Raw genomic sequence first — 22,584 nt, forward strand, 5'->3', positions numbered from 1 at the left:
GCCCGCATGGCGCTGATCAAGGAGCGCACGCGACTGCTGAACCGTTCGAAAACACAGTCCCTGGCCCTGCTCAAACGGGTAGTGTCGCAAAGTTTCCGCCCAAGCGAAGGTAGCTTGGCTAGCGGACACACCTATCCTGCGAGCGCTGCGAACTGCGCGAAGCCAGATCTCTCTGACTGGTCAAACTGACCTTTCCGGATCATGTGCGCGACTTCGATCCCGGCAAGAGTAGCAGACGCTGAATTCAGCGATTTGAAGGTCTGAATCGACCGAGTAAGTTTCTTGATAAAACGGTGGTCCTGTTCAATGATATTGTTGAGATATTTCGTTCGCCGGACAGTGATCAACCAACACCAGCCACACATCACGAGCAGGCAATTCATGTTGAACAGACCGACCGTATTCGATCCGCTCTTGTCGATGACAACCTTGTCAGGCCAGCCGTTATTGCCGATCGCTTTCACGAAGAACGCGGTCGCTGCGGCCTCGTCACGGCGCTCAGACAGCATGAAATCAAGTGTTTTCCCCTTCTTGTCGATCGCGCGGTACAGATAGGTCCACTGGCCTTTGACCTTCACATAAGTTTCGTCCACCCGCCACGAGCTGCCAGTCGGTGACTTCCGGCGATGGGCTTCTTCGGCAATCGCGTCCGCGTATTTCTCGACCCAACGATTGAGCGTTGCATGATCCAAATTGACTCCACGTTCGGCCATGATCTCTTCGAGATCGCGATACGAAACGGGAAAGCGAACGTAGAAATACACGGCATATAGGATCACGGATTTCGGATACTGCGCGCCTTTGAAACTGATCAACTTCTCATTCCTGAAACCGGTTTCTGAAAGCGCGCCAATTGGACCAGGCTGAAATCAAACGCAACGGCACTCTGAAAGTTTGCGACACTACCTTACATCCCCGCGTTGACGAAGCGCCTCGTTGTATTCGGCCCAGTTTGTCACACGGTACTTTGCCTTCGCAAACTTATCCCGCCGCGATCCGTTGAATTTGAAAGGCATCCCAGAACGGCCTAGCTGGCCCGAAGCTGCATATTTGGGCTTCTTCGGGAACAGTTCATGAACGTTTATGCGTCTGAATTCTGTAGATACATCACCACATTTTCGGCTGGCATCTTGAACCTGCGCCCATCGGAGACCCGCTCAGTGCTAATCGGATACTTTGGTCTATTGGGATTGATTGCCACAATCCGGTAGAGGTCTCCGCGTGACTTGAAGGTCCGGTCATAGTCAGATGGCTCAAGGCCAAAATGTGGAGCAAGGACTTCGAAGAGCGCTTTGTCTGGCGAATAGATCGCGCCGTCCTCCATTGGAATGCCGACGCGGAAACTAATGTCGAAGCCATGACGCAGATCGATGTCGCTCAGCTCGCCACCTTCAACCGTCAACCCGTGCGCCTCCGCCACCTTGAGACACGCTTGCATCATGTCCCGGCGCAGTTTCTCACACAGTGGGGGCGTAAGGTTGCGCGGCGGCGGTACTTTTGTGTTTGTTGGGGTCGGCGGCTTGGCCACTGGCGATCGCTGCTTTGTCTTGTTCTTTTTCACATCAAAGCCTTTGCTTTATAAACAGTGCCCCGTGATATTCCCATGTCGCGTGCAATTTCCGTAGGCGACATGCCCTCTGACAGCTTCGCCTGAATGGTGGCCATATCGATTTTCGGGAGGCGCCCCCGATACACGCCACGTTGCTTGGCAGCGGCAATGCCCTCGGCCTGCCGCTCACGCCGCAGGTTTGTCTCGAACTCAGCAAAAACACCGAGCATGTCAAAGAAGGCCTTTCCCGTGGCGTTTGATGTGTCCACCGGCTGCTCTGTTGCGGCCAGATGCGCGCCTTTGGATTTCAGCTGGGTGACGATGGTCTGCAAGTCACTGAGGCTGCGTGCCAGCCGGTCGATGCGGGTCACCACCAGGGTTTCGCCCGGATGAATGAAGTCGAGGACAGTTTTAAGCTCGGGCCGCCCCTCAAGACTGGCACCGCTCTTCTGCTCGGTGCGAACCATGCCGCACCCGGCAGCTTTCAAGGCGGCAATCTGCGCATCAAGGTTCTGGTCTGTGGTTGAGGTGCGCGCATATCCGATTTTGGCCTGATATGTGTTCATTTTGAGTGTGCCCCTGACATGTTGTGTTCATTAACTGGAAAACGACCTAAAGTGAACAGGAAAGCGGCATGTTTCAATGTTCATGCACACCGACGCTACGGGTATACCCATAATGACCCTTCATCTTCCCATAACCCACCGAGATGTCCTTCGCGTTTTCTGTATCTGCAATTTCGAAAATTGCTCGGTGATGACATCGGAGTGGATCTCGTCGTGATCCCAATCAACGTATCCGGCCTCTTTCGCCCACTCGTGTTCTGTGTGGTTTGCGTCATGACGCGCCTCCTTGAACACCTCATACATTGGTGGGCCTCCAATATCTTCAGGGGGCGTCGCCCACTGACCGTCGACAAATCGCGGCAATCGCTCATTTGGTTCGATTGGGCGCATTGAGACCAGCTCAACCCTGTGTTCCCAATCATCACCGAAATCGTAAGTGTAAATCACTGGCGGGACCTTGGCGTTCAGGAAGAAGTCGAGCTTCTTGGTCGTGACTTCCATGACCGGCGGCCCAAACATAGGCTCGATCCAGAACTCCTCGCTTTTCGTCTGGTATTTGCGGTCGCCAATCTCGAAGTCCCAGAGGTGCGAATCGTACCACAGGAAGGCGGCCTGAATGGCGTCGTGCAGATGGGGTAGGGTCTTGTCCGACCGGATCTCGATTTCACGCCACGGTGCGGGGTCGACATGCGCAAGGGTGATTTTCAAACGCAGGACCTGGGGTTCTTTCTTCGCCATGAGTGCCTCTATGCGGCCATGGGTTCAAAATCGATCCGCTTTTCCAGATCGACCTCGAACCGGCCATACGTGTTGATGTGGAGGTAGATGAGCGGGGAGAGGCCGCGATAATCCTCAGGGGACAGACGCGCGACCACGTCGGGGTTGCGCAAGACGGATTGCACCATCCGCGTATTCATGTAGACCAGAGAGGATTGCAGCAGGTGTAGCGCATGGGCAGCGGTTTCCTGATCTCGCACACGGTTGGTGGCGATCTCACCGCCCTTGCCGAAGAACACAAAGCTGTTTGCGCTGTTCCAGTTCTCCACGACGTTCAGCCCTTCGTGGATTTCCTGGCGGAACGCCTCTGAGCGCAGATACCGGCATAGAAAAATCGTCTTGATGGCGCGGCCAAGCTCCGCCAGCGCCTTGTAGGTGGGGTGCATCACGTCGGAACGGGCGAACCGGCGCAGGATAACCTCAGGATCAGCAGTCCCATGTTGCATGGCCGCAGCATATTTGACCATTTCGTCATACTGACGCTCGATCTCATCCCAATCAACGACGCCTGACAGGATTGGCAAAAGATTGGGCAGTTGCGCCCGCATACCCGTACTCGGAAGGGCCAGTTTCTGTCGCGCGATGGCCTTGAGGCGCGGTGCAAGCTCGAAGCCCAGAAGGTGGCAGAAGGCAAAGCCAACCGCGCTTTGGCCATGGCTGTCGACATACTGCCTCTGGATTTCCATGTCCGTGCAGTGGCGCAACACGCCTTCGATCATGGCCGCCACTTCGGAAGATGAGCACCGCTTCAGTTGAGAATACACACAGGTCGCCTGCCGCTCGACATGCCAGTAGATCATGACGCCACGCCCGCCATAACGCGCGTGCCGCTCGGTCATGAGGTTGCGATCCCAGGCTCCGAACTTGGTGGAATCCCCTGCACAGGTTGTCCCGGGTGTGCCCCAGATCTCTGGATTGCGGATCGCGAGGGTAGCGTTGGCAACCTGCGCACAGGCCGCCTTCAAAGAGGCAGGGTCAATGTATCGCCTCCGAATATGCAAGAGCTCATCATAGCTGACTTCCAGCGAACCGGCCGCCACACGTTTCAGGCCCGCATTGGTGCCCAGCCCATAGAGGCAGAGCAGCAATCGTTGATCCCGAAGGGCCGGAGGCAATGCCTCCCTGCTGGCCGACGTCTGAAAGCTGTTCAGGAAACCGGTATCAAGCGCCGTTTCTTTCAGCACATCGAGTAGGCCCGTCATTGGCCAGGCACGGGCAACTTCTGCTTTCAGCGCAGCCAGGCCGGGCGGTTCCGGAGCCGGTGTCAGCGGCGTAACCGAAATACGGTTCTCGCCACCCCACCTCAGACGCACCTTATCATTGTCGGGCAGGGTCGAATTCAGCAGGAAAAGTTCCTGCTCCAGGTCAGCCTTCACGCGTTCTACGAAGCTCTTGGAGTCCTGCGGCAGTCTCAGATCCGCGTAGTAGGCATCTCGCCGTTCCGCAAAATCTCCAGGTAGGTCATCATCCGGATTGCAGTAGCGATCTGCGCCATCAACCCAGATCTCCTTGGCGCGAATGCGTTCTCGAAGCTGCGTCAGCACACAGAGTTCAAGGGCGATGACATTAACCCGGCCACTCTCACCCATGACTGCATTGCGCCATTTTGCGGGGATGAGCCCAGAAGGGATGCTATCTTCTGGAACCACCCGGCGGCCTGCCGCCGCAAACCGGACAATTTGATCCAAAGCGGTCAGTATGGGGCGCCACATCGTGTTGTTCGACCGAAATTTCAACGCGGTCAGCAAAGGGGGAAGCATACGGCGGTAGTGGCTGGCGTAGGAGCTGCGCATTGTTTGTTGGATGCGCGTGTCCAGGGTGCCCTTGGCACGATGCTCATCGATGACTGCGCGCAGCTTGGCCGCGCCCGCAATAGGGAAGATAACGTCTTCAATTCGACCCTCGGGATGATCCAAGGCCGCCATGGCAATCTCGACGAGGAGGCGCTCCTTGCCGTGGACCGCACCTATATCTGCCGCAATGCCCTGGATAACCTTACGGCGCGACCGTGTCCCCAAGCGATGCACCACCTCCAAGAGCAGGTCGATGAGGCCATCGATCAGCTGCGATAGACGGTGCATCAGATAAACCGCCAGTAGGCCCAATCGTCGCTCCGGCGTATGGCGGCGCATTTCCGAGGCGGTTTCGCCTTCCACCTGACGTGCAATGCGCATCACCCAACCGCGTTCGACATCACCAAGAAGATCCAATGGTAGATCGAGCGCCTCGACAAAGGACACCTTTTGCGCCGCCAGTAGTACGCTGTCCAGCGTTGCAGCACCTACATCGTCTTTCAGCCGCTGAAACCCCGTTATAGCCAGGGGGTCAGACAGCGCACATTCCAACTGCGTAACCGTCTCTGCCGACAATCGCGATGCAGCCCTTATCAGATAACCTTCGCGGAAATCCCGACGGGCCGCACGTACAAGGCGCTCCATAATCTTCTCAGAAGGAACAAACACGCCCATTTGAATGGCCCGTGTATAGCCGCGCTCAACCCAATCCGCCAAGTTCAGATCACGCCCGCCGAGATGATCAATCATCCATGCCTGGAGTTTGGCCCGATCTTGATCAGAAGCTCGGCGAAACCCAAGGAAATTAAGAATGCCAGTGCGTTGCCGCCGCGCAGTGTCACTGGAAAAAGAGTAGGTCAGATCGTCTACCACCCCAATCTGATCCGCAACGTACGCGATAACATCAGGATCAAGATCACTATGCCCAACCAGAAAACGGCCATGCAGGCGAAAGTAGAGGAGTTGGCACGCGACCATGACCTGGGACTTCGCCCCAAACCGGTTCAGAAATTCAAAATCCGAATACGAAAGCCCCCATATTGAGGCAAATGTTTGCTCTGTCATAACCCCTCCAGACGCAAGCATCATCCAGTATCAGAACAAGCCGTCAATCAGCCTTTTGTTCCCCGTACGTTCTTCCAAAAGCCCAAATATGCAGCTTCGGGCCATCTGGGCCTAAGGACGCAATGATTGATCGCTTCCATGTGCGAAGCGATCAGTCGAGCCTCGGGCGCGGCCTGGTGAACGCGCAGGACATCCTCGGTTCCCATGATGATGCCTCCGTCAATGCCCTGGACCATCGCGTAGCCCGCGTTCAGGATCGCGATTTCAGGTGCGTGCGCAGACAGGACAGCGTCGACGTTCTCGTTCCAGATCGTGTCCCCGGCAAGATAGATGGTCTTCTCTTCGGGATGGTTGAACACCACGCCGCAGACGTCGCCCAGAAGCTCTGCCATTACCTCGTAATGTGCCTGCGTTCCATGCCGGCCCGCCGTCTTGATCAGACGCACACCATCGAACTCGGAGTTCTCGGACAGCACGCGGACATCGGTAAAGCCTTGACCACGGATAACTTCGGCATCGGCGTCGTTCTGGGCGAAGACCGGCAGATCCTTGGGCAGCGCGTCTCGCGCCGCCTGGTCCCAGTGGTCTTCGTGCAGATGGGTGACGATCACGGCATCGACGTCGACGATGTCGGCAATCGGCAGTGGTAGATGCACCATCGGATTGTGCTGCTCGCTGTTCGCGGTCCCCGGGAACCCCGGGAAACTGTGACGATCCGCCAGCATCGGATCGACGAGAAAGCGGACGCCGCCGTAGTCGATCCGCAAGGTGGCATTGCGGATCTGGGTGATCTTGCTCCTGCTTTCGGAGCTGACGTCATTTCCCTGGGCTGATGCAGAGACAGCGCTTCCGACGATGGCGGAGGCGGACATGGCGAGCATTTGTCGGCGCGTGGTCATGAGATCTCTCCTCTCGCCGGTTCAGCGCTTGATGAAGTCGTCGGTGGCAACAACCTCGCCGTAGGCGAATGCGAATGCCGCCATCAGTGCCGCATGGACATGCGCCGCCGGAACGGTCGCGCCATTGAACTCTAGGTCGCGCGTGGCGCAGGCATCGTGGATGGTCACGGTCTTGTAGCCGAAGTCGTTGGCGGCCCGGACAGTCGCGTCCACGCACATGTGGCTCATGGCACCGATCACGACCACTTCCTCGACCCCCTTCTCGTCAAGCAGGCCCTTCAGGCCAGTGTCGCGGAACGAATTGGGAAAGTTCTTGGTAATGACCGGCTCGCCCTCGCCGGGCGCGACAACTTTGTTGATCTCGGCCCCCTCCGATCCGGGGACGAAGACCGGTCCACCCGGCATCTCGTGGCGCACATTCACGACAAGGTCCCCGGCTTCGCGGCCATGAACGATGACGCGCGCCGCATTGGCGGCGGCGGCATCAATGCCTTCGAGCGGCAGGTTACCGTTCGGCCAGTATTCATTTTGCAGATCAACTGCGATGATTGCACGTTTGGACATGGTCTTACCTTTCTGGGACTGGGCTTCTTGACCTCAATCTGGCGTATGCCCACATTCCTCACCATTGGCGTAATCGACATAAAGAGGGGAGATATCGACATATGGAGGATTTAAGGATTGGCATCGTCCTCTACCCCGGCGCGCAACTCTCTGCCGCCCTTGGGCTGACGGACCTGTTTCTCATCGCCGGGCGGATAGCAGAGCGGTCGGATCAGGGCGTCCCGCGGTTGCGGGTCCAAACCCTTCAGGCCTGCGAGCCGGCACCACCGATGCCTGCTGGTGATCCCGAAGCGTCAGGCCATGACAACGCTCCCTGTCAGGTCCTGATTCTGCCTCCGTCACTCGAGGCCCCCATCCAGCCTGATGTCGCAGCGCCGCTCGCGGCTTGGTTGCGGGAACGTCATGGTGAAGGGACGATGCTGGCGTCCGTCTGTGGGGGCGCCTTCCTGTTGGCTGAGACGGGACTATTGAGCGGACGAGGGGCCACCACGCACTGGACCTATGCCGAGGATTTCCGGGAGCGGTTCCCCGATGTGGCGCTGGATACAGATCGCCTGATCATCGACGGCGGTGACATCATCTCGGCAGGTGGCCTGATGTCGTGGACCGATCTCGGCCTGAAGCTGGTCGACCGCTTCCTCGGCCCCGTCGTCATGGCGCAGACCGCCCGGATGATGCTCGTAGACCCGCCGGGGCGTGAGCAGCGCTATTACAGCGGCTTCGCGCCCCGCCTAACCCATGGTGACGCGGCCGTCCTCAAGGCGCAGCATTTCCTGCAGGCCAACGAGGGGCGGGATGCGCGGCTCGCGACGCTAGCAGAGGAAGCAGGGCTGGAAGAGCGCACTTTGCTGCGCCGCTTCCAGAAAGCGACCGGCCTGACCACGACCGAATATGCGCAACGCCTCCGGGTCGCGAAAGCGCAGGAACTGCTGCAATTCGGTCGCCTGCCGGTCGAGCGCATTTCTTGGGAAGTCGGCTATTCCGATGCCGGTGCTTTCCGGAAGATCTTTCATAGGTACGTGGGCCTGACCCCGGGCGAATACCGGCAGCGCTTTCATGCATGAGTGCATTTGGAGTAGAGAAGCCTACCGCAAGGGGTCGTTTGCTGGACGGGGCGAAATGACACTCCAAGCGATCTGTCAAGACCGTCCCAATTGAACCCCCTTGGCTTCTGACCTTGCAAGTCGCTGATTTTGTTGAGCTGGTCAATATCTCAATCTGGCAGATGTTCGAACGGGACAGCAAACATTGTTTTTGAAGCCATGCATGGCGGCAGAGCGGACCTTCCTGCCGTTCGCTGCGAGCGCTAGATCGGCGCTATGTATGCATCCGTTTGTCCGGACCGACCATCGCGGTCATTCCTGACGCCTCCGTCAGGGCTGATCGGTTGGCAGACCGGGCCCGTCAGGAAGGGCCCGACCGAATGGACACCTCGGCTGCGAGGTGATCGATAAAGGCCCGGACGGCGGGCACGAGTCCTTTTGGGGATGAGAACACGGCATGAACTGTTCCAAAAGGAGAATGCCAATCGGGCAACAGATGCATGAGGCGCCCCGTGCCTATCTCATTTCGGCCGACATGCTCAGGTAGCAACGCCACGCCCAGCCCCTCAAGCGCTGATTTCCGCAACACGTCGGAACTTGCGCACAAAAGTTGCGGTCGGTGTGACAGGCTTCGCGTCTCGCCGTCCGGACCGACAAGCTCCCACGTGACTTTGTCGCCCTCCTCGTCCATCGACAGCGTCGGCAACTCGGTCAGACGCTCAAGAGTGATGGTGCCGTCCACATCGCGTAAAAGCTCGGGGCTTGCAACGAGCACCAGGCGCGATCTGATCTGCTATAATGCGAATGAGGGTCGCACTGGGTCTCCATATTGGGTGCCGACCTTACGATCGCCCTCGTTGATGCCATCATCCTTTCAGACGACTGAGGCGGTTCTGCAGGTAATCGGCAGTCGGTTCGCCGTCGTACTCGGATTAGTGCCTGCTCCGGATCATCCTGCCCGCGGTGGCAAAGGTTATGACTGCCGTGCTGATTGAGTATTGGAGCAGTTGGCACCGTGGGAAGGACTGGATCACCTTCCACTATGGCCACAGCCCTGAGACCGCGGCACTCAGGACAAGGGGAGTTCTTCCGCTTCGGGCTCGTTGCCGACCTTCGCCGCGTGGAGCACGAGTGATCGGTCTGAGTTCTGCACCGGTGATCTGGGTCAGTGCAGTTACACAAAAGTCGGTTTTGTCTGACATCTGACGCTACGGGCAAGTCCGTGCCGCCGAACGCACCCGGTGATGTCAGCCAGTCTTCAGGCCTGCGGGGTCCTGTCGCGCGAGGGATGGTCCCCCGCCTCCAAGACGGGAGCCAAACAGATGTCCCGCAAAGATGCACACGCCTTCGCCGCCTCCCTCGCCGCCACGCTCATGGTTTCGATCGTCGTCTTCCAAGTTGGGGATGGAATCTTCGGCGCCGTCCCTGCCGATGAAATCGACGGCGACGAAGTTCAGGTACTGGTTGAGGTTGACCCGTGGGCTTAGGCCCACGGTTTCCGCCAAGGTTCAGGTTCGGCGCAAGGGCGCCGACCTGAGTTCTACGCCTGCCAGTCGCCGCAGCTGAACGAGAGAGAGTGCCGATGCAGGCCGGCAGATCGTCACCTTCCTCGAATTGTCAGGCTAGTCAGAGTCCTACGGGCCGCCCGAGACGTCTAGGAAGAGTTTCACCAAGGCGACGTTGATGAAGTAGTTATTCTTCCCAGACCGGTGCTTTTCCACAAAGCCCCGGTCCGCCAAGGTGTCGAGATACTTCGCAGCGGTTTGTCTGCTGACATCCAGATCCTTCTGCAGGTATTCGATCCGCGTGTAAGGGTGGCGGAAGAGATTGTTCAGCAGTTCCTGGCTGTAGATCTTGGGCAACTCATACCGCAGCCGATGCTTGACGTCCGCCATTTGCTGCCGGATACCGGTAACAATCTCGAAGGTCGTCGCAGAGGTCTCTGCAACGGCCTCGAGCATGTAGATGACCCAGTTCTCCCAGTTTCCGGTATCTCGCACGTCTTGCAGGTGCTGATAGTAGTCCGCCTTGTTGCGAGTAATGAAACGCGACAGGTACAGCATGGGGATGTCGAGCAACCCGGTGCGGGTAAGGTAGAGGACATTCAGAATGCGGCCGATTCGCCCGTTTCCGTCTGGAAAGGGGTGGATGCTTTCGAATTGGTGGTGGATGAGCGCCATCTTGATCAGCGGATCAAGGTCGCTGAGACCGTCATCGTTGATAAACCGTTCCAACGCGGTCATGTGGGTGACGATCTCGCGCGCATCCTGAGGCGGCACAAAGACGATCTCTTCGGTCTTCTCGTTCTTTAGGGCGGTTCCCGGTGTTACTCGAAACCCATCACTACGCCCTTTCAGCAGACGAAACATGTCGATGATCGCTGAGTTGGGGATCAAACCGCCGGTTTCACCCAACCGTGCATAGCCAAGCCGGAGAGCATCGCGATAAAGGGCGACCTCTTTGGCCGCAGGGGATTGCGGATCGTCGGGGAAGATGTCCGCCTGAAACAGCTCATCTTGCGTCGTGACGATGTTTTCGACTTCGGAGGAGGCCTTAGCTTCCTGGAGTGCGAGGGTATCGATCAAAATGCCCTGATTTGGGATGGTCTTTGCCTGCCCCTTCAGGTCCGCAAGCGCACGGCTAGCGCGAGCGAGCGCTTTGAGCACAGGAATAGTTTCGATTTCCGCCGTCGGGGGCAGGGTGGGGATGATATAGGTCGGCTTTAACATGTTCCCTGCCTCGTGTTAAGAAAGTGTCGCTTTGCTAACATGATCTTCGTGTCATGTCAGTAAAAAGCTGTTTTCTTAACTTGGGTCTGTGCCCGCCTTGAATGCGTCAACGAACCACTTCGGGTCACGCCCACGGATAGACCGGATGAGCTGTAGGGTTCTTAGGTGGTGAGGATTTCGCAGCGGATTGCACAAGGGTGGTTTTCACCTTGGAGCCGACAAGTTCGGCAAGAGAGTAGCCCAGTTCCGGCGCAGGCTACCGCCTTTTGTCGATCTTGATAGGTGGAAGCCGCCTTCGACATCCTTCTGCATTTTCTTCAGCTCGCTGAGCGACAGGGCCTCGAGATCGAAATCAGCCATTGGTGCGGTCCGTGTCCTGAATGTTCCGATATTGATAGCCCGTTGCAGCATAGGCCCGAAACTTCCGGAAGGCAGGGGCAGAAGGGCGCGAGTCGATGATCGTCATTTTCGTCGCCGCCAGAGAGGTGCAGGGATTAGGTTCAGATAAGTCCGACTGGCAAGATGACAGGGTCTGGCATGGGCTCCCCGTGCCTTTCTGTCTTCTGGGTCCTTACTTCGACTGACAATCCCCTAATCCGGTTCGGTCTCCTGCGCGCAACCCCGCGTCAGTCCGGGCCGTGTTGGCCGCCTGTGGCGTCCTGCCCGCTCTACCCCGGTCCTTTGGGGGTTTCCGGCGTCCGTGCCGTCCACCGTGCACGTGTCACCCGACGGGCTTTTTCGGGTCTTGTCGAAGGGACGGTCCCGAAGACAGGAAACACAGGAGCTTACCCATGCAGAGCATCGTCATCCTCGCCGGCAACATTGGTCAGAACCCCGAAGCCCGCACCACCCAGGGCGGCTCCCAGATCATCAACTTCAGCCTTGCCACCTCGCGCCCCCGCCTCTCGGAAGGTCGCGTGATGCGCGACGACAACGGCTACCGGGTCATGGACACGGAATGGCACCGCATCACCTGCTTCAACGGTCTCGGCAAGACGGTCACGGAGCATTGCGAAAAGGGCATGAAGGTCCTCGCCCACGGCCGTATCCACTACAGCAAGTGGATCGATAGCATGGGCATTGACCGCTACGGCTGCGAGATCATCGCCGAAACTTCCTTAGCCCCCCGAAGTCGACCGAGGGTCAAGACCCCGAGCTGGTCGACCGCGACGACGAGATCCCGTTCTGAAGAACGGTGTCTCCCCCTTCGGCCCGGAGGGACAGCCCGCCGGGTACAATGCGCGCCGTAAACGGTTAGGTCCAGTCTGGTGGCGCTGGCGCACCTATTGACAAACTTTGGCAATCTATGCCATCTTCATCAAAAAGGAGATCAAGACCATGGCCACGATGAATGTCTCTTTACCCGATCCGATGAAGACCTGGGTCGAGACGCAAACCAAGGATGGGCGTTATAGCAACGCCAGTGATTACGTGCGTGATCTGATCCGCCGGGATCAGGACCGCCATCAGGCCATTGCGGAGCTGCAGCAGCTCGTCGATGAGGGCATCGCCAGTGGTCCCGCGAGGCATTTGGATGTCGAGGCATTCCTTGCCCGCAAGCGAGATCAGAATGCCGAAACGAACGGTCACTGAATACCGGCTAACTCCCGCAGCATTAAGCGATCTGGACGCGATCTGGGATTACACCGTACGTATCTGGTCTGTTGGCCGGGCCGAAATCTATATCCGCGCGATTGCCAGCGATATGTCCCTGCTGGTCCGACACCCGCAAATCGCGCGCGAACGGCTCGAAATTCGCCCGCCCGTGCGGGTGTACCGCTCAGGGTCCCATCTCATCCTCTATCGGATCGAAGACAGCTGGCTGGAGGTGCTGCGTATTGTGCATGCGCGGCAAAACTGGACGGCTTATCTCAACGAATGATCCTGGCCTGGTGCCAGACAAGCCAGCGGTCAATGTTTCGCTATCATATGAGGATTTGCCCATGAAACCCGCAGACGAAGACCGCATCGCGGCCAACCTTGCGAAGATCATGGCGATGATCTGCATCCGGAATACACACCTCGAAGACCTGCACGCAGGCACGGTGCCGATAACCAGGACGGGGGACTATTCCGATGTCCTCGTGATCGATGCCGAGGGCCGCGAAATACCTTGGCCCAAAGCCGCCCATATCGACGACGGCCAGATGGCAAGCCTGATGCGGGACATCGTCAACCGTCTGTTCACGTTTCACATGAAGAGTGACGATCCGGGTTTCCGTGAGGATCTGGATCGCTGGATGGCTGTCGCTGGTAAATGGGACGATCCGGTGCTGGATCAGGCCTTCCTTGATGCGATGGCCAGCTTGAAGTCTAGACCCAACAATTAGACCAGCACCCGGTGTCCCTGTACCTGTGCCGGGCTGCTTGCCGACATGCGGTGCTTCGACCTCGGCCTGCGTTTGAGAGCGTAGCCGCAGCCGGGTGGTGCAGACCGCCGATATCCGATCGAGGCGGCGCGCGACAGACCCGACCGGTTGCAGTTGATCCTGCCGAAAGGTAAAAAACTGCTGAACTTACTTATTTGTGCAAAACGACATTAAGGGCTTCGCAGCAGCAGCCTTCTTGTCCCACGAACTGATATGCATACAGCATATGACCGGTTTCGCGGGCGGTAGGGCGCTCTGGTTTGCGCCCCGATATCGCCCGCGATCATCCGTTCCGATCAGCCGGTAATCTTTGCGGTCATCTCCACCAGGCGCTTGGCCTGATGGGTCACTGCCGCCTTGCCGACATCGTCAAAGCCATTGGCGTTGGTCGAGAAGCCGTAAGGATTACCGCCAGCGTCATAGATCGACTGATCAGTAAAGCCCGGCGCGACAATGATGGCGCCCCAATGCATTGCAGTGGTGTACAGGCTGAGTATGGTCGCTTCCTGACCACCATGCGGATTCTGGGCGCTCGTCGTGGCCGTGAAGGTCTTGTTGGCCAGCTTGCCGGCACCCCACAGTCCTCCCAGCGTATCAATGAAGGCGCGAATCTGGCTGGCGGCCACGCCGAAACGGGTCGGTGTCGAGAAGAAATAGCCGTCGGCCCATTCCATGTCGTCGGCCGTCGCTTCGGGGGTATCGCCCATCTTGTCCAGCTGCGCTTTCCAGGCGTCCTGGGTTTCGACAACCTCTTTCGGGGCGGTCTCGGGAACGCGGCGAAGGCGGACATCCGCGCCTGCATTGCGGGCGGCCTCTGCCGCCGCCAAAGCGACGGCATGGTTGGTTCCGTAGGTCGAGTAGAAGATAATTGCGATCTTGGGCTGTGCCATAGTCTTTTCCTTTTCAGTTGGTTGGTTTTGCATATCGAGCGGCATCCTCACGCTTGCTTTAGGAAGGTGCCGTTGTTCAGTTCGAGGAGTGCCTGGCGTAGTTCTTCTTGGGTGTTCATCACGATGGGGCCATGCCAGGCGACAGGTTCCTGAATCGGTCTGCCGGTCATCAGCAGGAAACGGATGCCTTCGTCGCCTGCCTGAACCGTGATCTCGTCGCCGGATCCGAAACGGACCAGCGTGCGGTTTCCGGTCATGTCGCGGATGTTCAGCTCGGTCCCGCGATATTCCTTTTCGACCTTGATGCCGACAGGATCGCTGGCATCGCGGAACGTGCCGGAACCGGCAAAGACATAGGCCAGCGCATTGGCCCGCGTGTCCACCGGAAGCACCTTGCGCCGACCGGCGGGCACTGAGACATCGAGCAGCATCGGGTTCGCCGCGATCCCGTCGACCGGGCCGGTCTTGCCCCAGAACGAGCCAGTGATCACCTTGACCACCGTGGCGTCATCGTCGCCCTCGACGGGGATGTCGCCGGCGGTAATGTCCTGGTAGCGCGGCGCCGTCATCTTGAGCGACGAGGGCAGGTTGGCCCAGAGCTGGAAGCCGTGCATCTGGCCCTTGGCGTTGCCCGCAGGCATTTCCTGATGCACGATGCCCGATCCCGCGGTCATCCACTGAACGCTGCCCGGACCGAGCAGGCCGCGGTTCCCAAGCGAATCGGCATGTTCGACCTGACCGTCCAGAACATAGGTGATCGTTTCGATCCCGCGATGCGGATGCCAGGGAAATCCTTTGGAATAAAGCCGTGGGTCATCGTTGCGAAAATCGTCCATCATCAGAAACGGATCGGTCAACGATGGATCGTCGAAACCGAACACGCGTTGCAGATGCACGCCTGCCCCCTCTATTGCGGGTTGTGCCTTGCTGGTGGCTGCGACCGGTCTGAACGTCATGAGAGGCTCCTTTGTCCTTATGCATCCAAGATGAGCCTTGGAGGCGAAATCGCTATTGGCGAGGATGTGACATCGGCTGTGCGATAACGCGCAGATCCCAATGCCGCGCAAGTAGGTGCCGTCAGCCGGCCGCGCGCAGGGTGACGTGATCGCGGTCATGCGCGCGCAAAAAATCCGGCTCGCTACCCTTCGGAACGATCTGCGTCGGATTGATGGTGCGCTGGCTCACATAGTAATGTTGTTTGATGTGCCGAAGGCTCACGGTCTCGGCGACACCCGGCACCTGATAAAGGTCGCGGACGTAGTTCGAGAGGTTCGGGTAATCCTCGATCCGGTGCAGGTTCGTCTTGAAGTGACCGTGATAGACCGCATCGAACCGGACCAGTGTGGTGAACAGGCGCCAGTCGGCCTCGGTCACGCGGTCACCCAGAAGGTAGCGTGAGCGGCCCAGCCGGGCTTCGAGTGTCCCGAGCGCATCGAACACCTGGTCGAAGGCTTCTTCGTAGGCCTGCTGCGTGGTGGCGAAACCGGCGCGATAGACGCCGTTGTTGATACGCGGGTAAACGAAGCCGTTCATGGCATCGATTTCCGAGCGCAATTCTTCGGCGTAGAAATCCAGCCTGTTGCCCGTGATGTGGTCGAACGCGCTGTTGAACATGCGGATGATCTCCGAGCTCTCGTTGCTCACGATGGTCTGCCGTTTTCGGTCCCACAGCAGAGGCACCGTCACCCGGCCGGTCATGTCGGGCACGACGCTGGTGTAGACTTGATGCAGGAATTTGTGATCCCCGATCGGATCGGGGTCGGCGGGGTCGAACTCCCAGCCACTCTCGAGCATGTGCGGATGCACGACCGTCAGACCGATCAGGTCTTCGAGTCCCTTGAGCTTGCGGAAGATCACCGTGCGATGTGCCCAGGGGCAAGCCAGCGACACATAGAGGTGATACCGACCTGCCTCTGCCTCGAACCCGCCCTCGCCGCTTGGGCCGGGGCGGCCGTCGGGCGTAATCCAGTTGCGGAAACGCGCATCCTCGCGCTCGAATTTCCCGCGACTCTTGCCGGTGTCGTACCAGCGGTCTTCCCATTTGCCGTCGATGAGCAGGCCCATTGTCATTTCCTCCGATGCGTTCTGTTGCTTGGCATGTGGGTGAAACGGGAGGCTGAGACAAGTTGGCCTCTGCGCAACTTACTGGCACGCTCAGTGCAACAATGCGCTTTCGCTCTCCGAATTTCGGCCCAAATCATCGCAATTGTTGCGGCAAATAACGCAACTATAGCGCAATCACCCGGCAGCCGGGCGCGTATTTCCACCCCTCATCTTTATCGTGCCCGGCCGGGGCAGAATTGGCGGTTACGAAGGCACCGCCGGTGACATGGAAACGATAGACATGCGTCGAGCAGTTTTGCCACGGCTCATCGCATCGAAAAGCCGGCGGCGGCAAGTTCTACACCACCCCCTGACCGCTCCTGTCAGGGAAGGCACGAACCTGTTCCTCGATGAACCCCGTGAAAGCTTCGACTTTCGCGGGGAGCATTTCGTATGGGGGATAGAAGGCCGTCAGCCAGATCTCGGGTGGCGTCCAGTCCTTCAAAATCCGGCGGAGCGTGCCTGCGGCCAGTTCATCACGGACAAGGAAATCCGGCAGCATTGACACGCCCCCGTTACCGAGGGCTGACGCGACGATCAATTCGCCGCTGTTGCTTTCAAAGCCATGACGGACCGTTGCCGAGCGGACCTCACCGGACGTGCCGTGCGTCAGTTTCCAGCTCTGTCCGCCGGGGAAGTGGCTGTAGCCAAGAATGGCGTGTTCGCTCAAATCTTCGGGCTGCTCAAGCGGCGGAGCGGTCCGGAGATAGCCGGGGCTGGCGACGATCGAGCGGCGGATGGGCATGATTTTTCGCCAGATGGTCGAGACATCTTCCGGCGGCCCAGAGATACGCAATGCCATGTCGAACCCCTCTTCGATGATATCGATGAAACGGTCGGTCAGGTGAATCTTGAGCAGAACCTCGGGATAGCTTTCGCGGAACCCGGCGAGCACCCGAGGAAGGAATCTCTGGCCGAACGAGACAGGCGCCGACAGGCGCAGCTCGCCCGATAGCGTGGCGTGTTGCTGATTGATCAATTCATCCGCCCGGTCCAGGTCGGCCAGAAGCGTTTGCATTCGCTCCAGATAGAGCCGCCCGGCCACGGTGGTCGAGACCTTGCGCGTTGTCCGCACGAGAAGTTGGGCGCCAAGCTCGTCTTCCAACTCGTTGACTCCTCGACTGCACGCCGCACCAGGGTCTGCCCGACCAAGCGGCCGCGCATCGCATCGGGAACCTCCGTGTGATCAATGATTATCATGCTTTCACCCGCGCGCGAATATGTCATTTCTGCTTCGTCGCCGCCCAGTCGGAAGACATAGCGGCCTTTGCTCGGGTGCTCCTCGCGTTCAATGGGCTGCACCTGCGGAATCGGTCTGGACATGATCTGCCTTTCTGCTGTCGGTAGTTTGGCATGACCGACGAAGGTTCGCACCCGCCGGCCGAACACGGTTTTCCCCTACGCGACAGTGTCAAGCAACCGCCGGATATGCGCCGGGCCGGTCGGCCGGATGCCCGTCGGATTCAGCGCCTTGATTGAATAGTAGCCGCGCGTGATGTGATCCATATTGACCGTCTCCGCGACGCCCGGCAACCGCAGCACACGCTCCATATGCGCCGAAAGATGCGGGTAATCCGCGATTTGCCGGCAGTTGGTCTTGAATAGTCCGTGATAGGCCGCGTCGAACCGGATGAGCGTCACGAACGCACGAATATCGGTTTCGGTCAGCGTGTCGCCGCACAGATACGGGCGGCCGTCACCGAGGCGCGTCTCGAGCTGGTCAAGCATCGCGAACACCCCCGAGACGGCTTCGTCATAGGCCTCCTGGCTGGAGGCGAATCCGGCCTTGTAGACCCCGTTATTGAGGCTTTCGTAAACCTGCCTGTTCAGCACGTCGATCTCTTCGGCCAAATCGGCGGGATAGAGACGCAGATCGGATGGGGCGATCGCGTCGAAGGCGGTATCGAACATGCGCACGATATCGGCGCTTTCGTTGTTCACCATGACGCCGCGCTTCATGTCCCACAGCACCGGCACGGTAGCGCGGCCCGAGACATGGGGATCGGCACGGGTATAGAGTTCATGCATGTATTTCGACGCGTATAGCGGGTCCTCATCCGCGCCCGGATAGCCGCCGAACCGCCAGCCCTGATCGGTCAGCGTCGGGTTGACCACCGTGACCGGGATCAAATCCGCAAGCCCCTTGAGGCGCCGTGCGATCAGGGTGCGCGAGGCCCAGGGGCAGATCAGCGCGACATAGAGCCGGTACCGCCCGGCCTCGGCCTCGAAACCACCCTCGCCCGTGGGGCCGGGACGCCCGTCGGTTGTGATCCAGTTCCGGAACTCCGAAACCTGGCGCACGAAACGCCCCTGTTCATCGGCCTTCTGGACAGGCTGCCAGTTCTCGACCCATTTTCCATTCACAAGCATGTCTTGTCTCCTTTATTACTATCAGGTTCGCAAAGCACCTTACAGCGCCAGCGCGAAGGCGGTGCCCCAGGGATCGGAAAAGCGATCGCCGCCAAGGCGCTGCGTGATCGCCTGACGCGCTGTCGGATCGACGCCGAGGGTGATTTCGCTCAGCCCCGCCTCGGACGCGTCCCGCGTCCCGGCACTGCGGCTGTTCCAGATGTTGCCGGCCAGCTGGTGGTGATAACCGCCGCTGCCGTAGAAACTCGCGCCGGGATAGGTCGCGGCGATGTCGAGGCCGAGCGTGTCGTGATAGAAGCGATCCGCCTCTTTCGTGTCGCCGACCTGCAAATGAACGTGGCCGATGATGCCGCCTTTCGGGAAACCGGCCCATGTCCGGCCTTGCCCCGCGCGCATCAGATCTTTGAGGTCCAGCGGGTCCGTTGCCATGCGGATCTCGCCCGCGCGATCGCGCCACTGGCTTGGTGGTCGGTCGACATAAACCTCAATCCCATTGCCTTCGGGATCGGCCAGGTAGATCGCTTCGCTGACGATGTGATCCGACGCCCCCTGCAGCCGCGTGTCCCTTTCGGTGACATGGCCGAGCCATCGGGCCAGATCGCCGCGCGACGGCAGCAGGAAGGCGGTGTGAAACAGCCCCGCCTGCCTGGGATCGCGCGGACGAAACGACGGGTCGCCATCAAGATGCAGCAGCGGCGTTTCTTCGGTGCCCAGTGTCACGCTGCTTCCGGCTTCTGCCAGCGGCACCAGCCCCAGAACGTCACGGTAGAAGGACGAAACGGCATCCAGATCCCGCACCCTGAGCCGAACGGTATCGATGCGGATCGGTGCGGCATTCATGTCGAATTTTTCGATTGGATTGGCCATCGTGATACTCCTTTGGGGAATGGGGGCGGGGCTGCTTGCCCCGCACCATGAAGGCGGATCGGATCAGTTCCGGCTGCGCTTGAGCGCATAGGCGCCGTCGCCCAGCAGAGCTTGCACGACCAGTGTGATCGCCCAGAATGCGGGATATTCCCAGCCGCCGCCTTCATTCGAGAAGAAGAAACCGGCCGCGCCATGCGGCGCGTAGATCGAGCCGAGCAGGACCGGCACCAGCGCGAGCGACACCCAGCGGGTCCAGACGCCGAGGATCAGCGCCACGCCACCGGCAAGCTCGGCGGCCATTACGAGATAGGCGAGTGTTCCGGGAAAGCCGAGGCTTTCGAAGAAGGCGGTCGTTCCCGCCGGCGTGAAGATCACGAGTTTCAGCCAGCCATGGGCGATGAACAGGATTCCCAGCGCAACGCGCAGGATTGTGGCTGCCAGATCGGCATTCGCCACGCCGGGGATCAGCGGTGATTGAGGCGGGTTATGATGGTTTGCGTTGGACATTGTCTTTTTCCTTTGTTCGGGAGGTTGGGTCAGGCGGAAAACTGCCAGCGCGGCGCGATCTCGGTGCCTTTTCCGAGCACATAGCCGAACTGGATATTCAGGAAGCCAAGCGGCTCAAGCTGACGGGCGGTGGACAGGGAGCCGGCATCGACCGGCTCGAACCCGGCCTCTGCGGCCAGCGTTTTCACAGTTTCGCGCGCCGTCTCGTCGTCGGCGGCGATAAAAGTCTGCAACGGCTGACCGTCCAGCTTGAGATCCCCCGCATAGTGCTGGGCGAAGATCGTGTTGAATGCCTTCACGACGAACGCTCCCGGAACGAGCGCAGCGATCGCCTCGGCGGCCGACGTGGTGGTACCGAGTTGCAGGGCCGAGAAATCCTCGGTGACGGGGTTGGACACATCGATGACGATCTTGCCGGTGAAGTCTGCCTGGTCGGCGATTTCGGCAGCTGCCCCATAGGGTGTCGCGAAGATAACGATATTGGCCTCAGTCACGGCCTTTGCCACATCGTCGGCGCGACCAAAGGTCCCTACTTCATGTTGTGTTTTGCTCAGGATATTTGCCAGACCGGATCCGACATTGCCGTTACCAATGATTGCGATTTTCATGACTTGTTCCTTTCAGTGCGCGCCTTCAGGCGCTGTTTGATCTGTCAGGAAGATACGCCTTGCCTTTAGGCAATGAAATGGCGACTATGGAGAATGACTATCCACAAAATGTACTAAGTAATTTGCCATGGATATCGTCGATGAACTCCGGGCCTTCGTGGCCACCGCGCAGACGGGCTCGTTCACCGCGGCCGCCCATCAACTGGGCGTGTCGAACCGGCTGACTTCCAAATATGTGGCTGCGCTCGAGCAACGCCTCGGTTCCCGCCTGCTTCAGCGGACAACCCGCAAGGTGGGGCTGACACCGGCGGGTGAGGACCTGATTGCGCGGGCGCCGGCGCTGCTCGATGATCTAGATGAGCTGCTCGGCAGCGTTGCCGAAGGATCGCGCGGCCTGACCGGCGTCATTCGCATCTCGGCTCCTGTAACCTTCGGCGAAGTCTATGTAACGGGGATGTTGGCACGGTTTGCCCGACAAAACCCGGATCTTACACTCGATTTGCGGCTCGATGACCGCTATGTCGATCTGGCCAGCGACGGCTTCGACCTGGCTTTTCGCATCGGCCGGTCCGACATGCTGTCACTCAAGACGCTCAGGCTTGGCACCTTCAGCAGCCTTCTGGTGGCCAGCCCGGACTATGTCCGAGCACACGGAAAGCCCGGCTCACCCGAGGAACTGGCTGACCATACCTGTATAGTGGACACCAACCGGCGGGTTCCGCACAGATGGATCTTCGTCAGGAACGGGGTCGAGACAAATGTTCAGATCCACGGGCGGTTCCAGGTCAACTCCGCGCGCGCGGCCATGGATCTGGCCATCGGCGGCCTTGGGATCGCCAACATTCCGCGCTTCGCCCTGAGCAACGCCATCGAGACCGGATCGTTGGTCCCCTTGCTGGAGGAGTTCGGAGGCGACAGCGGTCCTGTCAGCGCGGCCTATCTCGAGGGCCGGGCCTTGCCCCGCAAGATCCGCGCACTGATCGACTTCGCCGCCGAGGATATTCGGTCTACCACGACCCTCTAGAGCATCGAGCCTTTAACTTGATCCATTTCCTGCTTCGCAGAAGTAATTCCAGCATTCAGGCGGTGTGAACAGATCGCAGACTCCGCGAATGCGTCGAAAATCTGGTCGAATGTTCTGGCCCCTGTCCGTCGCAAGTGCGCCTTGAGTTTCGAGAGCGCCATTTCGATTGGGTTCAAGTAGGGTGAGTACGGCGGCAGATTGTCAATCTGCATCAAAACTGGGTTAGAGCCGATCATCAACGCCGACGGCTCAGTTTGTGAAGGCATCGATAAGGTTGATGACGGACAGGATCTTTCTGGTGTCACGATCAACCCGATAGGCCCGGTTGCCCTCTCGATAATAGCGCCAATCGTCACGCGGTTCTAGATTTAGCCTACGGGGATCGCGGATAACCACGTAGTCACCGATGCGAAGGACATCCCCGATTCTAGAGCCGTAGTGATCATAGGACTTGCGTGCCTGCCCCGGCGGCACACAGGGCGGGTTCTTTTTTGCAAGTCCCGGCGGGCAATGTCCTGCAAATCCGTTGGGGTGATCGCCGCGCGCCTTGCCCTTGCCGTGCCCAGGGTCTGCCGATGCAGGCACGGCGGCCATCGATACGGCTGCAATCGCCATTACGGCCAGTGTTCGAGAAAATCTCATAGCTCGCTCCGCTTCAAGTGTTGCCGGATAGATAGTGCTGAGCGCAACAGAAGTCAGGCATAACGAACATCACCAGGCCATAATGCGGCAGAAACGGCGGTCTTCCGCCTGCCTCGTTGCCGCCTGCGAACAAGGCCAGGATGTGTCAATCGGCATTGAACTTTGACCCCTTATCGGCGTCCAATATTGCCCCCCTTGTGCTGAGCAGGCCCGGCGCTG

At 59.1% G+C, this 22,584-nt stretch carries 25 protein-coding genes and 4 pseudogenes; 7 read left to right on the forward strand and 22 right to left on the reverse strand.

Going from position 1 to position 22,584, the window contains the following annotated elements; translation table 11 throughout:
* Positions 1–131: 131 nt before the first annotated feature.
* From O3306_RS21145 to O3306_RS21180, 8 genes and pseudogenes are all read right to left on the reverse strand, one after another.
* Positions 132–815, reverse strand: a complete 684-nt coding sequence (locus tag O3306_RS21145; RefSeq protein ID WP_272011179.1) for an IS6 family transposase — start codon at positions 813–815, stop codon at positions 132–134.
* 93 nt (positions 816–908) lie between these two features.
* A pseudogene (locus O3306_RS21150) lies at positions 909–1,016 on the reverse strand (IS5 family transposase); the annotation flags it as partial.
* Positions 1,017–1,081: 65 nt separating this feature from the next.
* Positions 1,082–1,561 (reverse strand): hypothetical protein, encoded by a 480-nt coding sequence (locus O3306_RS21155; protein WP_272011182.1) that lies wholly within the window; start codon positions 1,559–1,561, stop codon positions 1,082–1,084.
* Positions 1,558–2,115 carry a recombinase family protein gene (locus O3306_RS21160; RefSeq protein WP_272011184.1) on the reverse strand — a complete coding sequence of 186 codons (558 nt, stop codon included), beginning with the start codon at positions 2,113–2,115 and terminating at the stop codon, positions 1,558–1,560. The genes O3306_RS21155 and O3306_RS21160 overlap by 4 nt, the downstream gene beginning before the upstream one ends.
* Before the next feature lie 120 nt (positions 2,116–2,235).
* Positions 2,236–2,853 carry a plasmid pRiA4b ORF-3 family protein gene (locus O3306_RS21165; RefSeq protein ID WP_272011189.1) on the reverse strand — a complete coding sequence of 206 codons (618 nt, stop codon included), beginning with the start codon at positions 2,851–2,853 and terminating at the stop codon, positions 2,236–2,238.
* An 8-nt stretch (positions 2,854–2,861) separates the two neighbouring features.
* Positions 2,862–5,750, reverse strand: coding sequence for a Tn3 family transposase (locus O3306_RS21170; protein ID WP_272011190.1), 2,889 nt, complete (start codon positions 5,748–5,750; stop codon positions 2,862–2,864).
* A 47-nt stretch (positions 5,751–5,797) separates the two neighbouring features.
* A complete protein-coding gene (locus tag O3306_RS21175) occupies positions 5,798–6,649 on the reverse strand; it encodes an MBL fold metallo-hydrolase (protein ID WP_272011192.1) in 852 nt (283 codons plus the stop codon).
* Positions 6,650–6,670: 21 nt separating this feature from the next.
* Positions 6,671–7,213 (reverse strand): cysteine hydrolase family protein, encoded by a 543-nt coding sequence (locus O3306_RS21180; protein WP_272011193.1) that lies wholly within the window; start codon positions 7,211–7,213, stop codon positions 6,671–6,673.
* A 101-nt stretch (positions 7,214–7,314) separates the two neighbouring features.
* Between O3306_RS21180 and O3306_RS21185 the strand changes: the two genes are divergently transcribed.
* Positions 7,315–8,277, forward strand: a complete 963-nt coding sequence (locus O3306_RS21185) for a GlxA family transcriptional regulator (RefSeq protein WP_272011195.1) — start codon at positions 7,315–7,317, stop codon at positions 8,275–8,277.
* Between the two features lie 340 nt (positions 8,278–8,617).
* Here O3306_RS21185 and O3306_RS21190 read toward each other — a convergent pair whose 3' ends face one another.
* Positions 8,618–9,031: a LysR substrate-binding domain-containing protein gene (locus O3306_RS21190; protein ID WP_272011197.1), complete on the reverse strand. Its 414-nt coding sequence runs from the start codon at positions 9,029–9,031 to the stop codon at positions 8,618–8,620.
* A gap of 547 nt (positions 9,032–9,578) precedes the next feature.
* Here O3306_RS21190 and O3306_RS21195 point away from each other — a divergent pair.
* Positions 9,579–9,743, forward strand: a complete 165-nt coding sequence (locus O3306_RS21195; RefSeq protein ID WP_185805163.1) for a hypothetical protein — start codon at positions 9,579–9,581, stop codon at positions 9,741–9,743.
* Positions 9,744–9,890: 147 nt separating this feature from the next.
* Here O3306_RS21195 and O3306_RS21200 read toward each other — a convergent pair whose 3' ends face one another.
* Complete coding sequence (locus tag O3306_RS21200) at positions 9,891–10,985, reverse strand: Fic family protein (RefSeq protein WP_272011198.1); 1,095 nt, start codon at positions 10,983–10,985, stop codon at positions 9,891–9,893.
* Positions 10,986–11,189: 204 nt separating this feature from the next.
* Positions 11,190–11,345, reverse strand: a complete 156-nt coding sequence (locus O3306_RS21205) for a hypothetical protein (RefSeq protein ID WP_240910506.1) — start codon at positions 11,343–11,345, stop codon at positions 11,190–11,192.
* A 431-nt stretch (positions 11,346–11,776) separates the two neighbouring features.
* Here O3306_RS21205 and O3306_RS21210 point away from each other — a divergent pair.
* From O3306_RS21210 to O3306_RS21225, 4 genes and pseudogenes are all read left to right on the forward strand, one after another.
* A pseudogene (locus O3306_RS21210) lies at positions 11,777–12,174 on the forward strand (single-stranded DNA-binding protein).
* Between the two features lie 107 nt (positions 12,175–12,281).
* On the forward strand, positions 12,282–12,578 hold the full coding sequence (locus O3306_RS21215) for a type II toxin-antitoxin system ParD family antitoxin (RefSeq protein ID WP_334312369.1): 297 nt from the start codon (positions 12,282–12,284) through the stop codon (positions 12,576–12,578).
* Positions 12,556–12,867: a type II toxin-antitoxin system RelE/ParE family toxin gene (locus O3306_RS21220; RefSeq protein WP_272011200.1), complete on the forward strand. Its 312-nt coding sequence runs from the start codon at positions 12,556–12,558 to the stop codon at positions 12,865–12,867. The genes O3306_RS21215 and O3306_RS21220 overlap by 23 nt, the downstream gene beginning before the upstream one ends.
* A 61-nt stretch (positions 12,868–12,928) precedes the next feature.
* Positions 12,929–13,315, forward strand: coding sequence for a hypothetical protein (locus O3306_RS21225; protein ID WP_272011202.1), 387 nt, complete (start codon positions 12,929–12,931; stop codon positions 13,313–13,315).
* Positions 13,316–13,650: 335 nt separating this feature from the next.
* Here O3306_RS21225 and wrbA read toward each other — a convergent pair whose 3' ends face one another.
* The 9 genes and pseudogenes from wrbA to O3306_RS21270 all read right to left on the reverse strand — a co-directional run bounded on the left by wrbA (position 13,651) and on the right by O3306_RS21270 (position 20,699).
* Positions 13,651–14,244 (reverse strand): NAD(P)H:quinone oxidoreductase, encoded by a 594-nt coding sequence (gene wrbA, locus O3306_RS21230; RefSeq protein WP_272011205.1) that lies wholly within the window; start codon positions 14,242–14,244, stop codon positions 13,651–13,653.
* A gap of 47 nt (positions 14,245–14,291) precedes the next feature.
* Positions 14,292–15,200, reverse strand: coding sequence for a pirin family protein (locus tag O3306_RS21235; protein ID WP_272011206.1), 909 nt, complete (start codon positions 15,198–15,200; stop codon positions 14,292–14,294).
* 121 nt (positions 15,201–15,321) lie between these two features.
* Positions 15,322–16,308 (reverse strand): glutathione S-transferase family protein, encoded by a 987-nt coding sequence (locus O3306_RS21240; protein WP_272011209.1) that lies wholly within the window; start codon positions 16,306–16,308, stop codon positions 15,322–15,324.
* A gap of 337 nt (positions 16,309–16,645) precedes the next feature.
* A complete protein-coding gene (locus O3306_RS21245; protein WP_272011213.1) occupies positions 16,646–17,452 on the reverse strand; it encodes a LysR substrate-binding domain-containing protein in 807 nt (268 codons plus the stop codon).
* 17 nt (positions 17,453–17,469) lie between these two features.
* Positions 17,470–17,670: pseudogene (locus tag O3306_RS21250) on the reverse strand (GNAT family N-acetyltransferase); the annotation flags it as partial.
* 75 nt (positions 17,671–17,745) lie between these two features.
* Positions 17,746–18,717, reverse strand: coding sequence for a glutathione S-transferase family protein (locus tag O3306_RS21255; RefSeq protein WP_272011215.1), 972 nt, complete (start codon positions 18,715–18,717; stop codon positions 17,746–17,748).
* A gap of 39 nt (positions 18,718–18,756) precedes the next feature.
* Positions 18,757–19,584, reverse strand: coding sequence for a VOC family protein (locus O3306_RS21260; RefSeq protein ID WP_272011217.1), 828 nt, complete (start codon positions 19,582–19,584; stop codon positions 18,757–18,759).
* 63 nt (positions 19,585–19,647) lie between these two features.
* A complete protein-coding gene (locus O3306_RS21265; protein ID WP_272011226.1) occupies positions 19,648–20,091 on the reverse strand; it encodes a DoxX family protein in 444 nt (147 codons plus the stop codon).
* A gap of 29 nt (positions 20,092–20,120) precedes the next feature.
* Positions 20,121–20,699 (reverse strand): NADPH-dependent F420 reductase, encoded by a 579-nt coding sequence (locus O3306_RS21270; RefSeq protein ID WP_272011228.1) that lies wholly within the window; start codon positions 20,697–20,699, stop codon positions 20,121–20,123.
* 127 nt (positions 20,700–20,826) lie between these two features.
* On the opposite strand from O3306_RS21270, the gene O3306_RS21275 reads away from it, so the two are divergent.
* Positions 20,827–21,723, forward strand: coding sequence for a LysR family transcriptional regulator (locus O3306_RS21275; RefSeq protein WP_166195042.1), 897 nt, complete (start codon positions 20,827–20,829; stop codon positions 21,721–21,723).
* Positions 21,724–21,735: 12 nt separating this feature from the next.
* Here the strand turns inward: O3306_RS21275 and O3306_RS21280 are convergent.
* Positions 21,736–21,920, reverse strand: a pseudogene (locus O3306_RS21280) (IS630-like element ISSpo6 family transposase); the annotation flags it as partial.
* Between the two features lie 52 nt (positions 21,921–21,972).
* A complete protein-coding gene (locus O3306_RS21285; protein ID WP_240910507.1) occupies positions 21,973–22,338 on the reverse strand; it encodes a hypothetical protein in 366 nt (121 codons plus the stop codon).
* Between the last annotated feature and the right edge of the window lie 246 nt (positions 22,339–22,584).

The sequence above is a fragment of the Roseovarius sp. ZX-A-9 genome (genome assembly GCF_028369135.1).
Lineage (GTDB): Bacteria > Pseudomonadota > Alphaproteobacteria > Rhodobacterales > Rhodobacteraceae > Roseovarius.